This is a genomic window from Maridesulfovibrio bastinii DSM 16055, assembly GCF_000429985.1.
In the GTDB taxonomy this organism is placed as follows: domain Bacteria; phylum Desulfobacterota; class Desulfovibrionia; order Desulfovibrionales; family Desulfovibrionaceae; genus Maridesulfovibrio; species Maridesulfovibrio bastinii.
On sequence record NZ_KE387014.1, the window covers coordinates 251,515 to 266,873 of the forward strand.

General features: G+C 41.5%; 17 protein-coding genes. 14 read left to right on the plus strand and 3 right to left on the minus strand.

Features of this window, described 5'->3' with window-relative positions; all coding sequences use genetic code 11:
- Positions 1–23: 23 nt before the first annotated feature.
- Positions 24–581, minus strand: coding sequence for a dTDP-4-dehydrorhamnose 3,5-epimerase (gene rfbC, locus G496_RS0115565; protein ID WP_027180077.1), 558 nt, complete (start codon positions 579–581; stop codon positions 24–26).
- A gap of 262 nt (positions 582–843) precedes the next feature.
- On the opposite strand from rfbC, the gene G496_RS0115570 reads away from it, so the two are divergent.
- From G496_RS0115570 to G496_RS0115635, 14 genes are all read left to right on the plus strand, one after another.
- Complete coding sequence (locus G496_RS0115570; protein WP_027180078.1) at positions 844–1,383, plus strand: CvpA family protein; 540 nt, start codon at positions 844–846, stop codon at positions 1,381–1,383.
- Positions 1,384–1,400: 17 nt separating this feature from the next.
- Positions 1,401–2,171 (plus strand): nucleoside triphosphate pyrophosphohydrolase, encoded by a 771-nt coding sequence (gene mazG, locus G496_RS0115575; RefSeq protein WP_027180079.1) that lies wholly within the window; start codon positions 1,401–1,403, stop codon positions 2,169–2,171.
- Between the two features lie 146 nt (positions 2,172–2,317).
- Positions 2,318–2,527, plus strand: coding sequence for a hypothetical protein (locus G496_RS0115580; protein WP_027180080.1), 210 nt, complete (start codon positions 2,318–2,320; stop codon positions 2,525–2,527).
- Between the two features lie 473 nt (positions 2,528–3,000).
- Entirely contained in the window at positions 3,001–4,269 is a 1,269-nt protein-coding gene (locus G496_RS0115585; RefSeq protein WP_034633534.1) for a hypothetical protein, read from the plus strand.
- Between the two features lie 95 nt (positions 4,270–4,364).
- On the plus strand, positions 4,365–4,958 hold the full coding sequence (locus tag G496_RS0115590; protein ID WP_051295098.1) for an acetyltransferase: 594 nt from the start codon (positions 4,365–4,367) through the stop codon (positions 4,956–4,958).
- Positions 4,959–5,484: 526 nt separating this feature from the next.
- Positions 5,485–6,114, plus strand: coding sequence for a hypothetical protein (locus tag G496_RS0115595; protein ID WP_027180083.1), 630 nt, complete (start codon positions 5,485–5,487; stop codon positions 6,112–6,114).
- 281 nt (positions 6,115–6,395) lie between these two features.
- Positions 6,396–7,151, plus strand: coding sequence for a DUF3450 domain-containing protein (locus G496_RS0115600; RefSeq protein WP_027180084.1), 756 nt, complete (start codon positions 6,396–6,398; stop codon positions 7,149–7,151).
- On the plus strand, positions 7,148–8,575 hold the full coding sequence (locus tag G496_RS0115605) for a MotA/TolQ/ExbB proton channel family protein (RefSeq protein ID WP_027180085.1): 1,428 nt from the start codon (positions 7,148–7,150) through the stop codon (positions 8,573–8,575). Before G496_RS0115600 ends, G496_RS0115605 begins: the two co-directional genes overlap by 4 nt.
- On the plus strand, positions 8,562–9,194 hold the full coding sequence (locus G496_RS0115610) for a MotA/TolQ/ExbB proton channel family protein (RefSeq protein ID WP_027180086.1): 633 nt from the start codon (positions 8,562–8,564) through the stop codon (positions 9,192–9,194). Before G496_RS0115605 ends, G496_RS0115610 begins: the two co-directional genes overlap by 14 nt.
- On the plus strand, positions 9,194–9,604 hold the full coding sequence (locus G496_RS0115615; RefSeq protein WP_027180087.1) for an ExbD/TolR family protein: 411 nt from the start codon (positions 9,194–9,196) through the stop codon (positions 9,602–9,604). The genes G496_RS0115610 and G496_RS0115615 overlap by 1 nt, the downstream gene beginning before the upstream one ends.
- Positions 9,604–10,266, plus strand: a complete 663-nt coding sequence (locus G496_RS0115620; protein ID WP_027180088.1) for an energy transducer TonB — start codon at positions 9,604–9,606, stop codon at positions 10,264–10,266. Before G496_RS0115615 ends, G496_RS0115620 begins: the two co-directional genes overlap by 1 nt.
- Complete coding sequence (locus G496_RS0115625) at positions 10,263–11,414, plus strand: tetratricopeptide repeat protein (protein WP_027180089.1); 1,152 nt, start codon at positions 10,263–10,265, stop codon at positions 11,412–11,414. The genes G496_RS0115620 and G496_RS0115625 overlap by 4 nt, the downstream gene beginning before the upstream one ends.
- Before the next feature lie 70 nt (positions 11,415–11,484).
- The gene (locus G496_RS0115630; protein ID WP_027180090.1) at positions 11,485–11,781 is read left to right on the plus strand and encodes a YciI family protein; all 297 of its coding nucleotides are present in this window, start codon (positions 11,485–11,487) and stop codon (positions 11,779–11,781) included.
- Positions 11,782–12,100: 319 nt separating this feature from the next.
- A complete protein-coding gene (locus G496_RS0115635; protein WP_027180091.1) occupies positions 12,101–13,087 on the plus strand; it encodes a helix-turn-helix domain-containing protein in 987 nt (328 codons plus the stop codon).
- Between the two features lie 160 nt (positions 13,088–13,247).
- Here the strand turns inward: G496_RS0115635 and G496_RS0115640 are convergent, their stop codons facing one another.
- Both G496_RS0115640 and G496_RS20085 read right to left on the minus strand, forming a co-directional pair.
- Positions 13,248–14,159: a PLP-dependent cysteine synthase family protein gene (locus G496_RS0115640; RefSeq protein WP_027180092.1), complete on the minus strand. Its 912-nt coding sequence runs from the start codon at positions 14,157–14,159 to the stop codon at positions 13,248–13,250.
- Between the two features lie 80 nt (positions 14,160–14,239).
- A complete protein-coding gene (locus tag G496_RS20085; RefSeq protein ID WP_051295099.1) occupies positions 14,240–15,295 on the minus strand; it encodes an alpha/beta hydrolase in 1,056 nt (351 codons plus the stop codon).
- Positions 15,296–15,359 lie beyond the last annotated feature (64 nt).

Here is a 15,359-nt window from a genome sequence, read left to right on the forward strand (position 1 = left end):
TATCGAAACTTTCCGCGCTGCATTTACGCCGTGAATTCGAAAGGAGTGTCGAACTCAGACAAAAACGGCAGAACGGAATCTTTTCCAGACAAAATCGGGTTTTCCGCCTTCCAGGGAATTGATAAAGCCGGATCATCCCAGCGAATTCCACCCTCATGGTCCGGCGCATAAGGCGCATCAACCTTGTACATGAACTCTGTTTCTTCGCTCAGAGTTTCATAACCGTGGGCAAATCCGCGTGGAACGAACAATCTGCGGAAGTTTTCAGCAGACAATTCAATCCTGTAGTACTTTAAATAGGTTGGGGAACCTTTTCTTAAATCTACAACCACATCAACAACCGCCCCTCTGGTGACCCACACCAGTTTTGCCTGTGCGTACGGCGGAAGTTGAAAATGAAGTCCCCGCAGAACTCCGCGGCCACCGGAATAAGCATGGTTATCCTGAATAAATTCCACGTCAGGGCCATTCTCCTGAAACTTTTTTTTATTATAAGTTTCAAGAAAAAATCCTCTGTCATCGCGAAAAACTTTCGGTTCCATAACCAAAAGTCCGGGAAAACCAGTCTCAGTAAAATTCATATTTACTCCTCCGGAGGCGAAGAGTCCTCCTAAATAAACTACTTATCCTTTCCCTCAAAATTACACGAGAACTACCCGAGATCAACGAAGGTTACAACCTCATTTTTTATAAATAAGCAACTTTTTCATTATCATGGCCTCAATACATAGTGTTCACATTTTCGCTGTGGTCTGATATTCGTACCATCAACACACAGGTGCGAGGATCGGCCTTCACCGTGTAAAACGCAGGCAACATAAAAAAAATAAATCGGAATTAATTATGACAACAGAGGGAATGGCTTTAAACGCTCTTGATATCATCCTCATAGTTATCGCCGGCGGTCTTATTTTCAGAGGTCTGTTACGGGGAATTATCCGTGAAGCTTTTTCCATGGTTTCACTGGCCCTTGGCTTTTATCTGGCGGCAACCTATCACTCTGATCTGGAACCTTATTTTGCCAGATTTTTTGACGGACCGGGAACGGTTAAAGCTGTCAGTTATGTATCCATAATTCTAGCGACAATCATTGTTGCCGTAATTATTACCAAACTGCTGCAGAAACTGCTGACTATTTCAATGCTCGGCTGGGCCGACCAGCTTCTCGGCGGTATTCTGGGATTTGCGGAAGCTATCCTTGTCGGAGGAATAATTGTGATAACTCTAAGCAGTTTCACACCCAATTCGGATTTTCTAAAAAAATCCAAACTGGCTCCGCGTGTTTTAACAGCGGCAACATTCATCATCAGCTTCGCTCCCGATGATGTGCTGGACTCACTTAATATTGATTCAATTCTACCAAATAATTCACCTTTTTCATAAAAAACAGCTGAAATAAAATGCATAATGAATCTCTTGAAAAACTTCGTGGAGTAATTTCCACTTTGATAGGACCTGATGGTTGTCCCTGGGATAAAAAACAGACTCCTGAAAGTCTTTGTGATAATTTTATCGAGGAAGCTTTTGAACTTGTCGAGGCCATCCGGTCCGGCGACAAGCATGAGGCTATGGAAGAGCTTGGTGATGTTCTTTTTCTTGCTCTTTTTCTTGCTGAACTTTTTGACAAGAGCGGAGATTTCAATCTTAGCGACTCACTGAACAACAGCTCGGCAAAAATGATACGCAGGCATCCGCATGTTTTCGGAGACTGCAAAGTTAAAGATCAGGACGAACTTCTTAAAAACTGGGAACAGATCAAAAGGAAAGAGAAAAAAGAATCTGATAAAATTTTCGATTCTCTTCCAAAGGGTCTGCCGCCGATGCTTAAAGCCTACCGCATAAATTCCAAAGCAGCCCGTGCAGGTTTCACTTATCCAAGCGATAAAATTGCTGAAGAGCAGTTACAATCCGAATGGAATGAATGGCAGGAGGCACTTAATAAGGGAAGTGAGGCTGAAATCGAAGAAGAGTTCGGCGACTACCTTTTTACACTAATTGAACTTGGACGCAGAAAAGGCATCAAAGCAAACACTGCGCTTGATATCGCCAACAACAAATTCCTTGATCGCTTTTCAAAACTTGAAGATCTGGCCAGAGAGAACGGCTCTGACATAACCGATCTTGATCTGGATGAACTGAACAGACTCTGGGATAAAATCAAAAATAATTAAAAAAATAATGCATAAAATTTACGCCGTATGCCCTTTTGCAGGGTATACGGCGTTTTTTATTCATTACGGGTATAAAGATATACAAAAATATACCGATAACCGGATTAAGGTGTTTTGTATAATTTTGTCATACTGGAGGAAAGTCCATGGAAATCACTGGAATCGACAGCTCTGTTTCAACAACTACGGCCTCGGACAAGCAGACCTTTGGCGCACAGGTTGTGACAAAGACTCTGGATTACATGAACAGTGACTCCGGTAACTCCGGAAGCACAAACTCCGATTACGACTTTCAAAAAAGCGTACTCGGCTCACACTACTCAGGCCTCGGCGCCATTGCCGATACAAAAGCCTGATCCCATATATCAAAACACCCGCAACATCCCTGCCGCTAAACCGGCAGGGATGTTCATTTTAATCACACTCCAGCTTAATGGCAGAATGATGACTGATTAAAAAATCTAGTTTTTACCTTTCAAAAAGAGCGGCATGTAAGATGTAAAAAGTAAATCCTTATAAATAACAACTCGAACATCTTTACCTATAAGCTCTCTACCAGCCTTTTTATTCTAAAATCCAGCTGTACTTCTTTGCAAAATATTTACACTTAGCGGCAGCTTCAATTTTTTATTCTTCACGAAAGACTAACGCTCCAAAGCATCAATTTTTTATTAATTATCAACTGGAAACAACCACAGAGCTAAAGGTAATATAATTCTCGTGATTGAAGTGCTGTTACTATATTCTTTGCTGGCAGCCGCGGCTGATAATATTTTTTTAAAACTTTGAGCAACTAAGCCAACACACCGTAACAATTACTTTTTCAACAATGATTTCATATTTACAACGCTACACAGGGTGGCTGATTCTGGCGACCCTGATCATTTTCATACTGAGTAGATTCAATTCAGGGCTGGTTATCTTATTAGCAGCAATTGCTTGGCTGGTAGTGATAATAGAATGGTTCAAGCTTCCACTAAGTTCACGCAAGCAGGCGGGGATACTATTCATAGCAGGAATAGCCGGGCTGATTTTTGCGGCAGCAAACGGAGTTTTTCTTGGCTGGAACAAAATTTTAACCCAGAATCTGCAATTACTGCCGATGTTTATAGCCGTCTCATTTCTATCGCTGACGAATCCGGTAACTCCGGATGCCAATATGCCCAAAGGAAAAAAGACTATGTTAACCACCGCTGCCGGAACCAATATACTCGGAGCGGTGATAAATCTTTCTATTCTTTTTGTGTTCGGAGACAGGCTGCAACGTGAAAATACTCTGACAAAATCGCAGGCAATACTGCTGGCACGCTCTTTTTGTGCCGCAGCGTGGTGGTCACCATTTTTCATCGCTGCCGGTGTTGCACTCACTTATGCTCCGGACATGCAGTATCACCGAACGATGATACCGGGCCTAATTCTCAGTGCGGTTGCCATTTGCTATTCTGTAATTGAATTCGGTTTTGTCCGTAAAAGCGAATTTACCGGCTATCCTGTACGTATGGAAAGTATGATCGTTCCTCTGGTTCTGGCGGTGACGGTTATAGTCGGACATTATTTTTTCCCTGAAACGGGAATGATTATGCTGATCTGCATAGTGGCCCCTCCGGCAGCAATACTGCTGATGCGAAACAGACCAAGACTATTTCACCTGCATGATTTTATCAGCAACAAAATCACGTCTACAATAAGCCAGTTTGTACTATTTTTAACGGCCGGGGTTTTCTCAATAGGCATTACCTCGGTCATCAACGTCTACCCTGAACTATTTAATTTCACAGGCAACGCCTTTAATTCAGGAATGTTCGCCGCTATATCAGCTCTGCTTATAGTTCTGGGCCTTATAGGTGTGCATCCCCTTGTAGGGATTTCAATTGTAAGCCCCCTGCTGCTGCCACTGCATCCGGACCATTCTCAACTGGGGTTTCTTTTCCTGACCAGCTGGGCAATATCCACCGGAAGCAGTCCGCTTTCAGGTGTCGGGCTTGTACTGACCAGCAGATACCATGTTTCACCCTCAGCAATTCTCAAAAGTAATTATCACTATGCCATCATTATGTGGCTTCTTTCCAACGCCATCAATAAACTTTACTTCGGGTGATCATTGATAATTTCAAAACCATAACGACTTGTTAGAAACAATTTTATATGCTTTAGTTTTTTCTATTCATTTCCTGAACCGAGGTAGCATTAATTATGATTCATATTTTTGGATGCGGCGGCCATTCGTTGGTTGTGCTGGATACTTTAGAAGCCCTCAATAAAACAGATATTGTATTCTATGATGATAAAGTAATAACTGATCCTGAATTCGAGCAATATAAATTCGGCGGAGCCATAGCTGACTGTGTTCCAGACAAAATAAATGACAGCTTTATTGTTGCCATTGGGAATAATGCTATCCGTAAAAATATATTTTTAAAATTCAGCCAGCAGATGAAAGCATTAAATCCGGTTCATCCGAGTGCAATAATTTCAAAGCATAGTAGCATAAAGCAGGGAAGCGTTGTCTTTGCCGGTGCAATTATAAACCGAAAAGCATGCATAGAGGAAAATGTCATCATAAATACAGGCGCTATAATAGAGCATGAATGCATTATCGGCAGCCATACTCATGTTGCCCCCGGCTCTACTCTTTGCGGCAGTGTTACAATTGGTGAGAACTGCCTTATTGGGGCAAATTCAACAATCCTGCCATGCCTCACTGTTGGAGCAGGATCAATCATCGGAGCAGGCTCCGTTGTAACCAAAAATGTTCCTCCGAACACCGTGGTTAAAAATTCATATTAACGGGCAGAAAAATATCTGACTTGAATTAATGAGCAACGCTAAATACTGCCGCTAAAAATACCTCTAAATAACAATTCGTTATAAGCTCTACATGAACCGCTAGTTACCATGATTCCGATTTGTTTGAGCTGGCCAGACCGGCTATCAATAATCTTTTTAGAAGAGCTAGCACACAGCTATAATTTTAAGAGCGATAAGCCAAAATTTCTTTTATCAATTTTTACTTCCTGATGAAATTTTTTGAATTCTACATATTAATATTATTCTATTAGTTTAAAAAAATAGCTAACCATCCATATTTTTTATAATTTTAAGCAAAATTTATAGGAAAATTTATTCCTATAAATTGATAAAAAAGCTTTCCTTATTCTTTATGATATAATAAATATCATAATAATTATTTTATATAAAAAATAAAACAATCTTCATACTCTGCCTCATAAGATCATAATCGAATTCTACATTCACCGAAAGCCTCCATTGGTACTGCTAGACACATTAACCTTTCATTTTAAAGGAGAAAAAGATGAAGTATGTGTTGTTGGCTTTAATTATGTTGAACTTATGTGCCTGCGCAACAAAAGAAACACCTGTCATCGAAAAACATGTTTTTGTAAAAAGCGGTCCGGGCTTGGATTACAAATTTATTGGAGTAATAGCGACAACAGCTCAACGCAGGGTGATTGTTTTTAATGATAAAGGACTCTTCTGCGCAGAGCCTTCACCTGACGCAACAGATAATCTCATTAGTAATGTTACAGCTTCACTTGAGGCCAGCCTAAAAAGTGAAACCGGACAAAGCGGAAGTATTGCCGCCAACGCTGCCAGATCCATGATATCCGAAGCCCAATTCCTTATTCAGCGCACGCAGGGATTACAGCTGTTTCGTGACGGAAGCTTCACTCTCTGCACTATGCGCGCAAATGGCAATCTCACAGACGAGGAATACATAAAAAAGCAGAAAGAACTTCTCGAAGAATGCTCTTCATTAATAAAAAAGGAACTAGCATTAATGGCAGTAAACAAAGAAAAATACTTGAGCCAAAAAATATCCAAATCTGATTTTTCTGATCGTATAGAAGAACTAAAAAAACTACAGGAAATTACCAAGCCGCAGGAAAAACCTGAAAACAACCCTACCCAGCCAGCTCAGTAGAAATCATATCTAAAGACCGCTGTCATTTCAGGCGGCGGTCTTTATACATAATTCAATTTCCCGCCATTATCTGAATTTCCCAACAACTTTCCACAACTAGCATATCTTTTTTCCCGCATAATAATGTTCATGCTTCAAATCTTAGCACGCTCTAACTTGCAAATGAAATTCATAATCAACAACGAAATATTCATCAGATGAAAGAATTGTAAAACTTATTTTGCCTATATTCGTGACCGATTTTTCAATGTTTTCCAAATGATCGCTTGTCAGGAGACTTTATGAATAAATTTGTCACTCTTCCATTGCTGCTGCTTTTACTTTTTGCGGCACAAGCCCAGGGCAATACGCAGGTTAAAGCTACCCACGAAAAAATTGTAAACGCAATTTCAGTGGAATCAGCAGCCCAAAAGCAATACCAAAAATGGTCTGAACAAAAAGAAGAAGATTCAGACGAAATCAGGGAGATGAAAGCCACAGAAGCATGGCTTAAATTTCAAAATGAAAAATACGGCAGGTATTTAAAAAAGCAGAAAGCTGTAATTGCCGAACTTCTAAGAAGAAAAGAAGAAGCAAAAAAGATTAAAATGCAGCTTGAGCCATTTCTGGAAAAAATAGTCGATCACCTTGAAGCATTTGTAAAAACGGACCTGCCCTTTTTAAAGGAAGAAAGAACCCGCCGCATCCAGTTCCTCCATGATTCATTAAATGACTATCACCTTGAACTCAGTGAAAAACTGCGCCGGGTTTTTGAGGCGTTGCTGGTTGAAACCGAATATGGACAAAATGTATCCACCTCTGTTCAGGAGCTTGAGATTGGTGGAACCCCGACACAGGTCACAATATTCCGGCTCGGACGTACAGCGCTTTACTACCAGACAACAGATGGCTCCGAAGTTGGTATCTGGGATAAAAACACTAAATCATGGCAGACCCTTGACCACTCATATTCGCAAACACTTCACCGCGCACAGGACATGGCGGACCGCAAAAGAGCTGTAGAACTGCTGGAACTTCCCCTTGGAGCAACAAAATGAAAATAATTTTATCCTGCTGTCTGCTGTTAACCATGCTTCATCCTTGCAATGCATACTCTAAAGGATGGACGGATACAGTCAGCGATGTAAATTCAATTGCGGCTAAATCTAATCAGAATGCTGAAGAAACACGAAAAATTATCGCAAAAGAGAGAAAAGAAGTTAAAGCTGAAAAGGGACAGCTGACGCTGAGTATAAAAAACAAGCAAAAAACATTTGATTCTCTCAAAGCTGACTACGAAAAACTGCTTGAACAGGAAAAGCAGTTAAAAAAAGAACTGGCAGAACAAAATCAGGAAATACAGACTATAGATGGAACTATCCGCACTTCGGCTAAACAGGCTAGAGACTACTTTCATGAAAGTCTGACCACCCCTGAATTTCCTGAACGTAACGCGATAATAAAAGAGGTTCTTCAGCCTGACAAATTTGCAGGCCTTGAAGGAATCCGCAATCTGCTGACCCTCTTTATGGATGAAATGGCCGCATCTGGTGAAATTAAAAGACGTGAGGGGAAATTTACAGCTACAGACGGCACAGAAAATCAGGGAGAGTTGATACGCATCGGATCTTTTACCGCAGCCTATCGTCTTCCAGATGGAAATCTCGGTTTCCTGCGTCCATCTCCTGACGGCAGCAGTCTGCTTGCAATCCAAGGCGATCCCGGCTGGTCTCTCTCGAAAACCATGAATAATTTTTTTGACAACGAAGATGTTGTCTTTCCTGTAGACATTTCCAACGGAGCCTCGTTTGCAAGACTGGCTCAGGAACAAAAAAGTATTGGAGAATGGCTGAGTGCCGGCGGATTACTGGTCTGGCCGATAATAATTGTCGGAATAGTTGCCGGAATCCTTGTTATTGAAAGATTCTATTCACTAAGCAGAATCAGAAGCAATTCCGACCGCAATATGGGAATAATCCTCAAAATGGTTTCCAGCGAAGAATGGAACAAATGCAAGGAGTTCTGCAAAAAACAGTCTAAATATCCAACCTGCCGAATTATAGGTCACACCTTGAATTATATGGGCGAGGCCAGAGAAATTATTGAAAATGCATTTCAGGAAGGATTACTGAAAGAACTCCCCATGCTCGAACGTTCACTGCCAACACTCAACGTTCTGGCGGCAATTGCTCCCCTGCTCGGACTGCTTGGAACAGTAACCGGTATGATCAGCACATTTCAGGTCATTACACTATATGGAACAGGTGATCCGCGGATGATGTCCGGTGGTATCTCCGAAGCACTGGTAACAACACAATTAGGTCTGGCTGTAGCTGTTCCTATAATGATTCTCCACCATATACTTGAAAGGCGTGTCGATAAAATCATCGGCGATATGGAAGAAAAGGGAGCGGGCTTTGCCGTTGCTCTGATGAAAAAAGGAGCACTAAAAACACAGGATAAAAAAAATGCAGCAATATAGCATTCTGGAACGACTGGCAGAAAACTTTCTGGCCGGTGGCGATATAATGGTCGCAATTCTTATTCTGTCACTGATCATGTGGGCACTGGCTATCTATAAAAGCATACACTTCATCCGTGAAAACAGTAAGGAAAAGCAACCTGCCCAATGTTTGAAAATATATAATAAAGATCATGAAAACAGCATAAAACAACTTCCACTCTGGCAATATGAAATCGTCACGGAATACATGAATACCTGCTGTAACGATCCCCAGCTGAACAGGAAAATACTCGATTCAGTCCGGGTTAGGCATGAATTCAAAACCATGTGCTTCATAGGTACAATTCTCATTCTTGCTGCCGCTGCGCCTCTCCTCGGACTGCTGGGAACGGTTTCAGGGATGATTTCCACTTTTGACGTAATTGCCCATTTCGGTACAGGCAATGCGCGGGCTCTGGCCTCGGGAATATCGGAAGCCCTGATCACCACCCAAAGCGGTCTTGTTGCAGCGTTGCCCGGGCTTCTCCTCGGAGGAATTCTTTTCCGTAAAGGTGAAAAGCTGAAGAACAGGATGGAAATGTTCTGCATAAACCTTCAGGAACAGACCCACAGGACCAGTCTACAGGGAGAACAGTGATGAAAAGCATCCGGTATTCACGCGCCAGACGGTGTGGCGGCAGTGAAATAAACATGACTCCTCTTATAGATATGGTCTTTATTTTACTGATTTTTTTCATTGTAACAACCAGCTTTGTCAGAGAATCAGGAGTAGATGTTCAAAGGCCTTCAGCCCAAAGCGCGGAAACCAAAGAGAAAGCCAATGTGATACTGGGCCTTACTGCCGAAGGACAGATTTTTATAGAAGGAAGACCATTAGATATCCGTTCGGTAAGGGCTTACATGGAGCGTTTTCTTGCTGAAACTCCCGAAGGATCTGTTGTTATCGTAGCCGACAAAGACAGCATGACCGGTGCTGCGGTGCAGGTCTTGGATCAATGTCGTCTGGCCGGAGTAAAAAACATAAGTCTTGCGGCAAGGAAAAAGTAATGATCCACAGGTCAAGAGGAACGGGAGATCTTATCATCGCAAGCCTTCTTGCTGTCATGATAACCGGACTTGTTTATGTCGGGGTTGTCATGCTCAACACCGGTGAAAGGCAGGAATTAAAACCTGTCGTGGAAGGAGCAATCCGAATTGCACAGGCTCAGGACGATGAACCGGTGGAACCGCTCGAGCATAAAAAGCTGGAAGACACAAAGCCACCCGAAAAAATTAAAAAGACTTTTTCTTCACGTACAAGCCGCCACAAGAGTGTAAAGCCCAGAATCTCTTTGAACACTCCAGAGTTCAGTGCCGACATGTATCCCGGAATGGGTGGCGATATGTCTATTCCAAGAATGAACCTTGGCGGTATGGGTTTTGAGCTGGATGAAGTTGATGAGATGCCACAGGTAATTAGAAATTTTCCCCCAAAATATCCCTTCGGCGCCAAAAGAAAACATGTGGAAGGACAAGTTGTGGTCCGCATGCTGGTAAACAGTAAAGGCATTCCAACAAATCTTTCAATAAACTCATCCACTCCGCCGGGTATATTTGAACAGGCTGCATTGAACGCGGCCAAAAGGTGGAAATTCAAACCGGGCCGCTACAATGGCAAAAATGTGGATACCTGGGTTCTGTTACCTTTTAAATTTGAGCTGACAAAATGAAAACTTTATCCATAGCAATAATCCTGCTTCTGCTCTTGCTGACGCAGTCTGTTTCAAGCTTCGCCAAAATACCTCCCAAGGCACGCCAGATTCTGTATAAAGCGCAATTACTTATGGACAATGAACGCTTTAAGGAAGCTGCAGATGTTATTAAAAAATATATGAATTCAACTTCTGAAACGATTGACGCACAGGTTTATCTGACTCTGGGTGGCTGTCTGAATCAGGCCGGAGATGAAAAAAATGCTTATTCAGTATTCAAGCAGGGTTTTCAAAAATATCCTGAAGACGAGATATTATGCAGAAACACTGCGGTTGCAGCCTATGAGCTTGAAAAATTTGATGAATCAGGAAAACTTTTAGAAAAAGCCTACACCCTGCAAAAAAAACCTGATCCTAAAATTCTGTTTCAATCCGGCTCAATGTACTATCAGGGGGAAGACTTCAAAAATTCAGCACGGGTGATGCTGAAACTAATATCCAGTGTAAAAAATCCTGAAAAAGAATGGATACTGCTCACTATCCATTCACTGCTTGCTGACAGACAGATAGCAAAAACTAAATCTATACTGCTTAAATATCTTGCATCTACACCGGAAGATGCCGCCTACTGGCAGTTGCTGGCAAAGCTGAATATGGAAAAAGATCAAATGTCAGAAGCTGCCGCGGCATTGGAAATAGCATACAGACTAAAACAACCTTCTCAAAGTGAGTTATTAAACCTTGCGGCAATATACAGATATGAAGAGGCTCCACTACTCGCGGCTAAGGTGCTGCAAAGAGCATACGGAAAGAATATAAATTCAAAACAGGCTCTCAAAATTTCAGCTCTGTATGCTTCTGCAGGAAGAATTACAGAAGCTATCAAGTATCTTGATCTATATACTGTAAATGGAACGACTCTGCTTAAAAAAGGAAAACTCCTATTCACGGCAAGAAAGTTTAAGCAGGCTGAAAATACTTTCAAAAAATGCCTTGGCTCTAAAGAAGCAAATGAAGCTAGATTCTATCTTGCGCTTTGTGCGTGGGAGCAGAAAGAATGGTCCAGAGCCAGAAAAGAGCTTTTAAAAATCACAGATATTACAATTAAAAAAAGATCTTCAGGATACCTTGACATTTTGCGTGAAATAGAAAAGATACAACTTTAAAAATTATCTTATATTAATATCTTCATTATATTAAATTAATATTACTTTCACCAAGTATAAAGGGATAAATATGTTCATAGTATCATTAAACTACAAATGTGAGACCTGCAAAATAGATGAATTTCTTGCAGAACATATTGAATACTTAAATAAACAGTACAGCCTAAAACATTTCATCGCCTCAGGACGCAAAAACCCGAGAACAGGTGGAATAATACTGGCCAGAGTTGAAACGCAGGAAGAACTTCTCGATATTCTTAAAAACGATCCATTCAAACGTGAAGATCTTGCTGACTACACTATTCAGGAATTCATCCCCACAATGGTTGCCGATGGGCTGGAATCACTTTTGGAAACATTGAAGTAAGTATAGTAATCTCGATAAGCTAATCAACTTAGTAAAATTTTTGCTAAGTTGATTATGGGTACTTTTTATTCCCCATGCAGCTACCTTTAATCGACCATAGTTATGGTAACTAAATCCCTTTAGCCCTAGCCCGGTCTTTCATTTCTGCTGTTAATCCAGTCATCTAAAATTCGTCATATTTTACTTAAGAGATATTAAAGTAAAAATCCTTTTTCATATAATACGCTTATATGATCACACCTTCTCTTTTAATATTTACATGATAATGACTTGCAGTATCAAATTAGCGATGTTATAAATCAGCCAATTGGAGGATGTAATGTTCGCTTCTAAATGGTCTGACATAAATCAAAGCAAAGAATCTCCGGAAGAATCCGGGACAGTTTATGAGAAGGAAGAAATCTGGAAAGAGCATCAAATAAGAGATGGCATTAAACTCGTTGTACAAAATATTCCCTATCTTGAAAAAGACATTCAATTTTCAGCAGATTCACAGGATTCATACGTTGAATTTATGTACTGCCTTTCAGGAAATATACGCACAACACTTATCGATTCGTTTCAAAAAAAGCATCTCATAGAAACCGCTGCGGCTAAATATACCATTGCCTATCTTCCGCAAATTAAGTCCTTATCCACCATAATGGCAGGCTCCCGGATTCAGTCAGTCGGGCTTCAAATTAAAACTGATGTTCTTCTTCAACTAACAGATGGCAAAGGGCAGCATCTTTGCCCACAATTATATGAAAGAATAGCAACCAGCGACAGCGTGCCGTTCTCCATTGATGAACCATTGCCACTGCACATTCGCATAACTGTTAGACAAATACTTGAGAGCATGCTCACGGGATCAATGAAAACAATTTTTCTGGAGTATAAGACCCTTGAATTGTTATACACTCAACTCAGCCTTTTAGACCATGCACTGCTTGAATCCCGCAAAATTTCTCAATATGAACATCAGGCCGCTCTTAGGGCTTATGAAATACTTATGCAGGATATCGCTTCACCACCTCCACTTCTTGAGCTTGCCAAAAAATCCGGGATAACCCATACCCGCTTAAATAAAATCTTCAAAACAATTTACGGAAAAACTGTTTTCGGTCTACTCAGACAAAAAAGGCTGGAATGTTCAAGAAAAATGCTTGAGGACGGCAGAAGAAGTATTGCTGAAATTGCTTACGAATGCGGATTCTCAAATCCAAGTCACTTATCGAGAACTTTTGTTGAATATTATGGGCTGCAACCCAAACGCTACAAGGAAGAATTCACAAAACAACATGAAAACAACTCTGTCTCAATCTGAGAGATCTGCCTGTAAGATATAAATTTCAGGTCATAAAGATTAAGCTGCATGATCAGCTTTAATAAACTGACCATACAGCTTAACTTTCAATAGCACCAAATTCAGCAGTAAAACATCCGGCAGACAATCAGGAACCAATGGCTGTAAACAGCCTTAACTCCTAAACAGCTTTATTCAAAAACAATTGTGTACTGAAATATCTTTCAGCTCTATCCGGCAGAGTTGTTGCGATCTTCCATTCAGGATAATCCTTAAGCACAAGTGCTGCAGCCGCAAGGTTTGCTCCGGAGGACATCCCTACAAACAGACCTTTTCTACGGGCCAATGCCAAAGCATTTTCCACAGCCTGAGAATCTGTAACTTCTATTATGGAATCAATAAAATCTGGATCAACAATCTCCGGCAAAAAACCATCTCCAATCCCTTCTATCCCATGTTGTTTGGGCTTATGCCCCAGTAATGCAGCAGCACCTTGCGGTTCAACGGCAATCAGCCGTACTTCAGGATTTTTTTCTCTGAGATAAGTTCCCACACCCATCATTGTACCACCACTGCCTATCCCGCTTATGAAACAATCAATATCGCCATCCATATCTTCCCAGAGTTCCTTTCCAGTTCCATTGTAATGGGCAGCTATATTTTCCTTATTGCCGAATTGATTGACTAAAAAGACATCAGGATCAGACTCCGCATCAGCCATCAGAGCTTCAAGCGCTCCGCCGACACTTTGCTCAGGTGGAGTCAAAACCAGCTCTGCTCCAAGCAGACGGAGAATATTTCTGCGTTCGATGCTGGCAGATTCGCACATATATATAGTCACCCTGTACCCGTAAGCGGCACCGGCCATAGCAAGAGAAATCCCCATATTGCCGCTTGAAGCTTCTGCAATCCTCATTCCCGGCCTCAACGATCCATTTTGGATAGCCAGCTCAATAATTCTTGCAGCCACTCTGTCTTTAATCGAACCACTGGGATTCATAAATTCCGCTTTTGCAAAAACATGCCCGCTGCTCAACGCCAGATTCAGGCATGGAGTACCTCCGACACAATTAAGGACATTTTCCAGCGTCATTTTTTAATCCTTATTATAATCGGCACCGCCGATTTAATGAAATTTAAAACCATTATCATTCACATTACCCAAATTATTTATCACCAATGATGATGAGAACAACCTGCAAGCCCCTTTTCCATTAGGAAATCAGAAAGCAGGTCCGCAATTTCATTACTATTCAGATCCGCAAATATAAAATGACTATTACCGTGTATCCCCATAGCAGGAAGATCCATAATGGTTGCGTCTCCACCGTGAGAATTCACTGCTGCTGCAAACTGAAAAGTTCTTGCACGCGCAACTCTCCAGAACTCATTCGGATAACTGTTTGTTTTCTCGGTATGAAAATTGTCACCCAGCACAATAAGAATAGGCATTTCAGTCAACTTGTTAAAATCATTCAGCGAATAAAGTTGCGGGGCCATCTGTTGATTTACAATATCCAGATCAGAAGGAATATCAGCTGGAGGTTCATTTTCCGGAAAGGCAAAGCTGGCTGGCTCATAAGCTACCACTGCTTTTACCCTCGCGGGTTCCTTCATTGCAGTTGCCCAGCCGTACTGTCCGCTATGCGAATGTGTAAGCAGGATTCCAGCGTCAATTTTATGAAAAAGGTCGGCAACAGTTTCTGCCATAAAATCACGCTCTGCTCTGTCTGGAAATGGTTCCACCCCGGTATTAACGGTAACCTGACGCAGAGCCTGATCGATAGAATCAGAATCCTGAGGGCAAAGAACTCCGGGATAGAAAAATCTCTCTGCCGGTGGATTCCATTCACCAAATCTGAAGAAGTTCCAGTAAAAGCTATCAGTTAAAGCTGACGCTGCTGCTAAATTTTTTGCCCGTCCAGCCCTGCCCCGTTTGGGCTGATCAATAAGGTAGACAGGCCAGTGACGGCGCAAAAAAATCTGCATAAAACCATCACGCCCATCAGGCGTATTCTCCCAGCATCTACCGGACTGATCAAATCCGTGCCACATAACCAGAGGATATTGCCTGCGCCCGTAAGGGATACCAAACTGAGCGTAACCATGATTAACATGGAGAGTATCGCCATTGCTTTCTGTTGAAACACTTCCGCCAAACATAAAACTTCCCATCTTTTCCAAAACTATCATTGAACTACCCTCTACATGATTCTCATTTTTTTTCATTAAAGCCTCCATTACCACCCATTTAGATATGAAAGTATTCTTAATCAGCCGGCCATTTTATCCC

Coding starts and splice junctions, on each gene's coding strand:
- rfbC (WP_027180077.1), bottom strand. CDS start 581: ATGAATTTTACTGAGACTGGTTTTCCCGGACTTTTGGTTATGGAACCG.
- G496_RS0115570 (WP_027180078.1), top strand. CDS start 844: ATGACAACAGAGGGAATGGCTTTAAACGCTCTTGATATCATCCTCATA.
- mazG (WP_027180079.1), top strand. CDS start 1,401: ATGCATAATGAATCTCTTGAAAAACTTCGTGGAGTAATTTCCACTTTG.
- G496_RS0115580 (WP_027180080.1), top strand. CDS start 2,318: ATGGAAATCACTGGAATCGACAGCTCTGTTTCAACAACTACGGCCTCG.
- G496_RS0115585 (WP_034633534.1), top strand. CDS start 3,001: ATGATTTCATATTTACAACGCTACACAGGGTGGCTGATTCTGGCGACC.
- G496_RS0115590 (WP_051295098.1), top strand. CDS start 4,365: ATGATTCATATTTTTGGATGCGGCGGCCATTCGTTGGTTGTGCTGGAT.
- G496_RS0115595 (WP_027180083.1), top strand. CDS start 5,485: ATGAAGTATGTGTTGTTGGCTTTAATTATGTTGAACTTATGTGCCTGC.
- G496_RS0115600 (WP_027180084.1), top strand. CDS start 6,396: ATGAATAAATTTGTCACTCTTCCATTGCTGCTGCTTTTACTTTTTGCG.
- G496_RS0115605 (WP_027180085.1), top strand. CDS start 7,148: ATGAAAATAATTTTATCCTGCTGTCTGCTGTTAACCATGCTTCATCCT.
- G496_RS0115610 (WP_027180086.1), top strand. CDS start 8,562: ATGCAGCAATATAGCATTCTGGAACGACTGGCAGAAAACTTTCTGGCC.
- G496_RS0115615 (WP_027180087.1), top strand. CDS start 9,194: ATGAAAAGCATCCGGTATTCACGCGCCAGACGGTGTGGCGGCAGTGAA.
- G496_RS0115620 (WP_027180088.1), top strand. CDS start 9,604: ATGATCCACAGGTCAAGAGGAACGGGAGATCTTATCATCGCAAGCCTT.
- G496_RS0115625 (WP_027180089.1), top strand. CDS start 10,263: ATGAAAACTTTATCCATAGCAATAATCCTGCTTCTGCTCTTGCTGACG.
- G496_RS0115630 (WP_027180090.1), top strand. CDS start 11,485: ATGTTCATAGTATCATTAAACTACAAATGTGAGACCTGCAAAATAGAT.
- G496_RS0115635 (WP_027180091.1), top strand. CDS start 12,101: ATGTTCGCTTCTAAATGGTCTGACATAAATCAAAGCAAAGAATCTCCG.
- G496_RS0115640 (WP_027180092.1), bottom strand. CDS start 14,159: ATGACGCTGGAAAATGTCCTTAATTGTGTCGGAGGTACTCCATGCCTG.
- G496_RS20085 (WP_051295099.1), bottom strand. CDS start 15,295: ATGAAAAAAAATGAGAATCATGTAGAGGGTAGTTCAATGATAGTTTTG.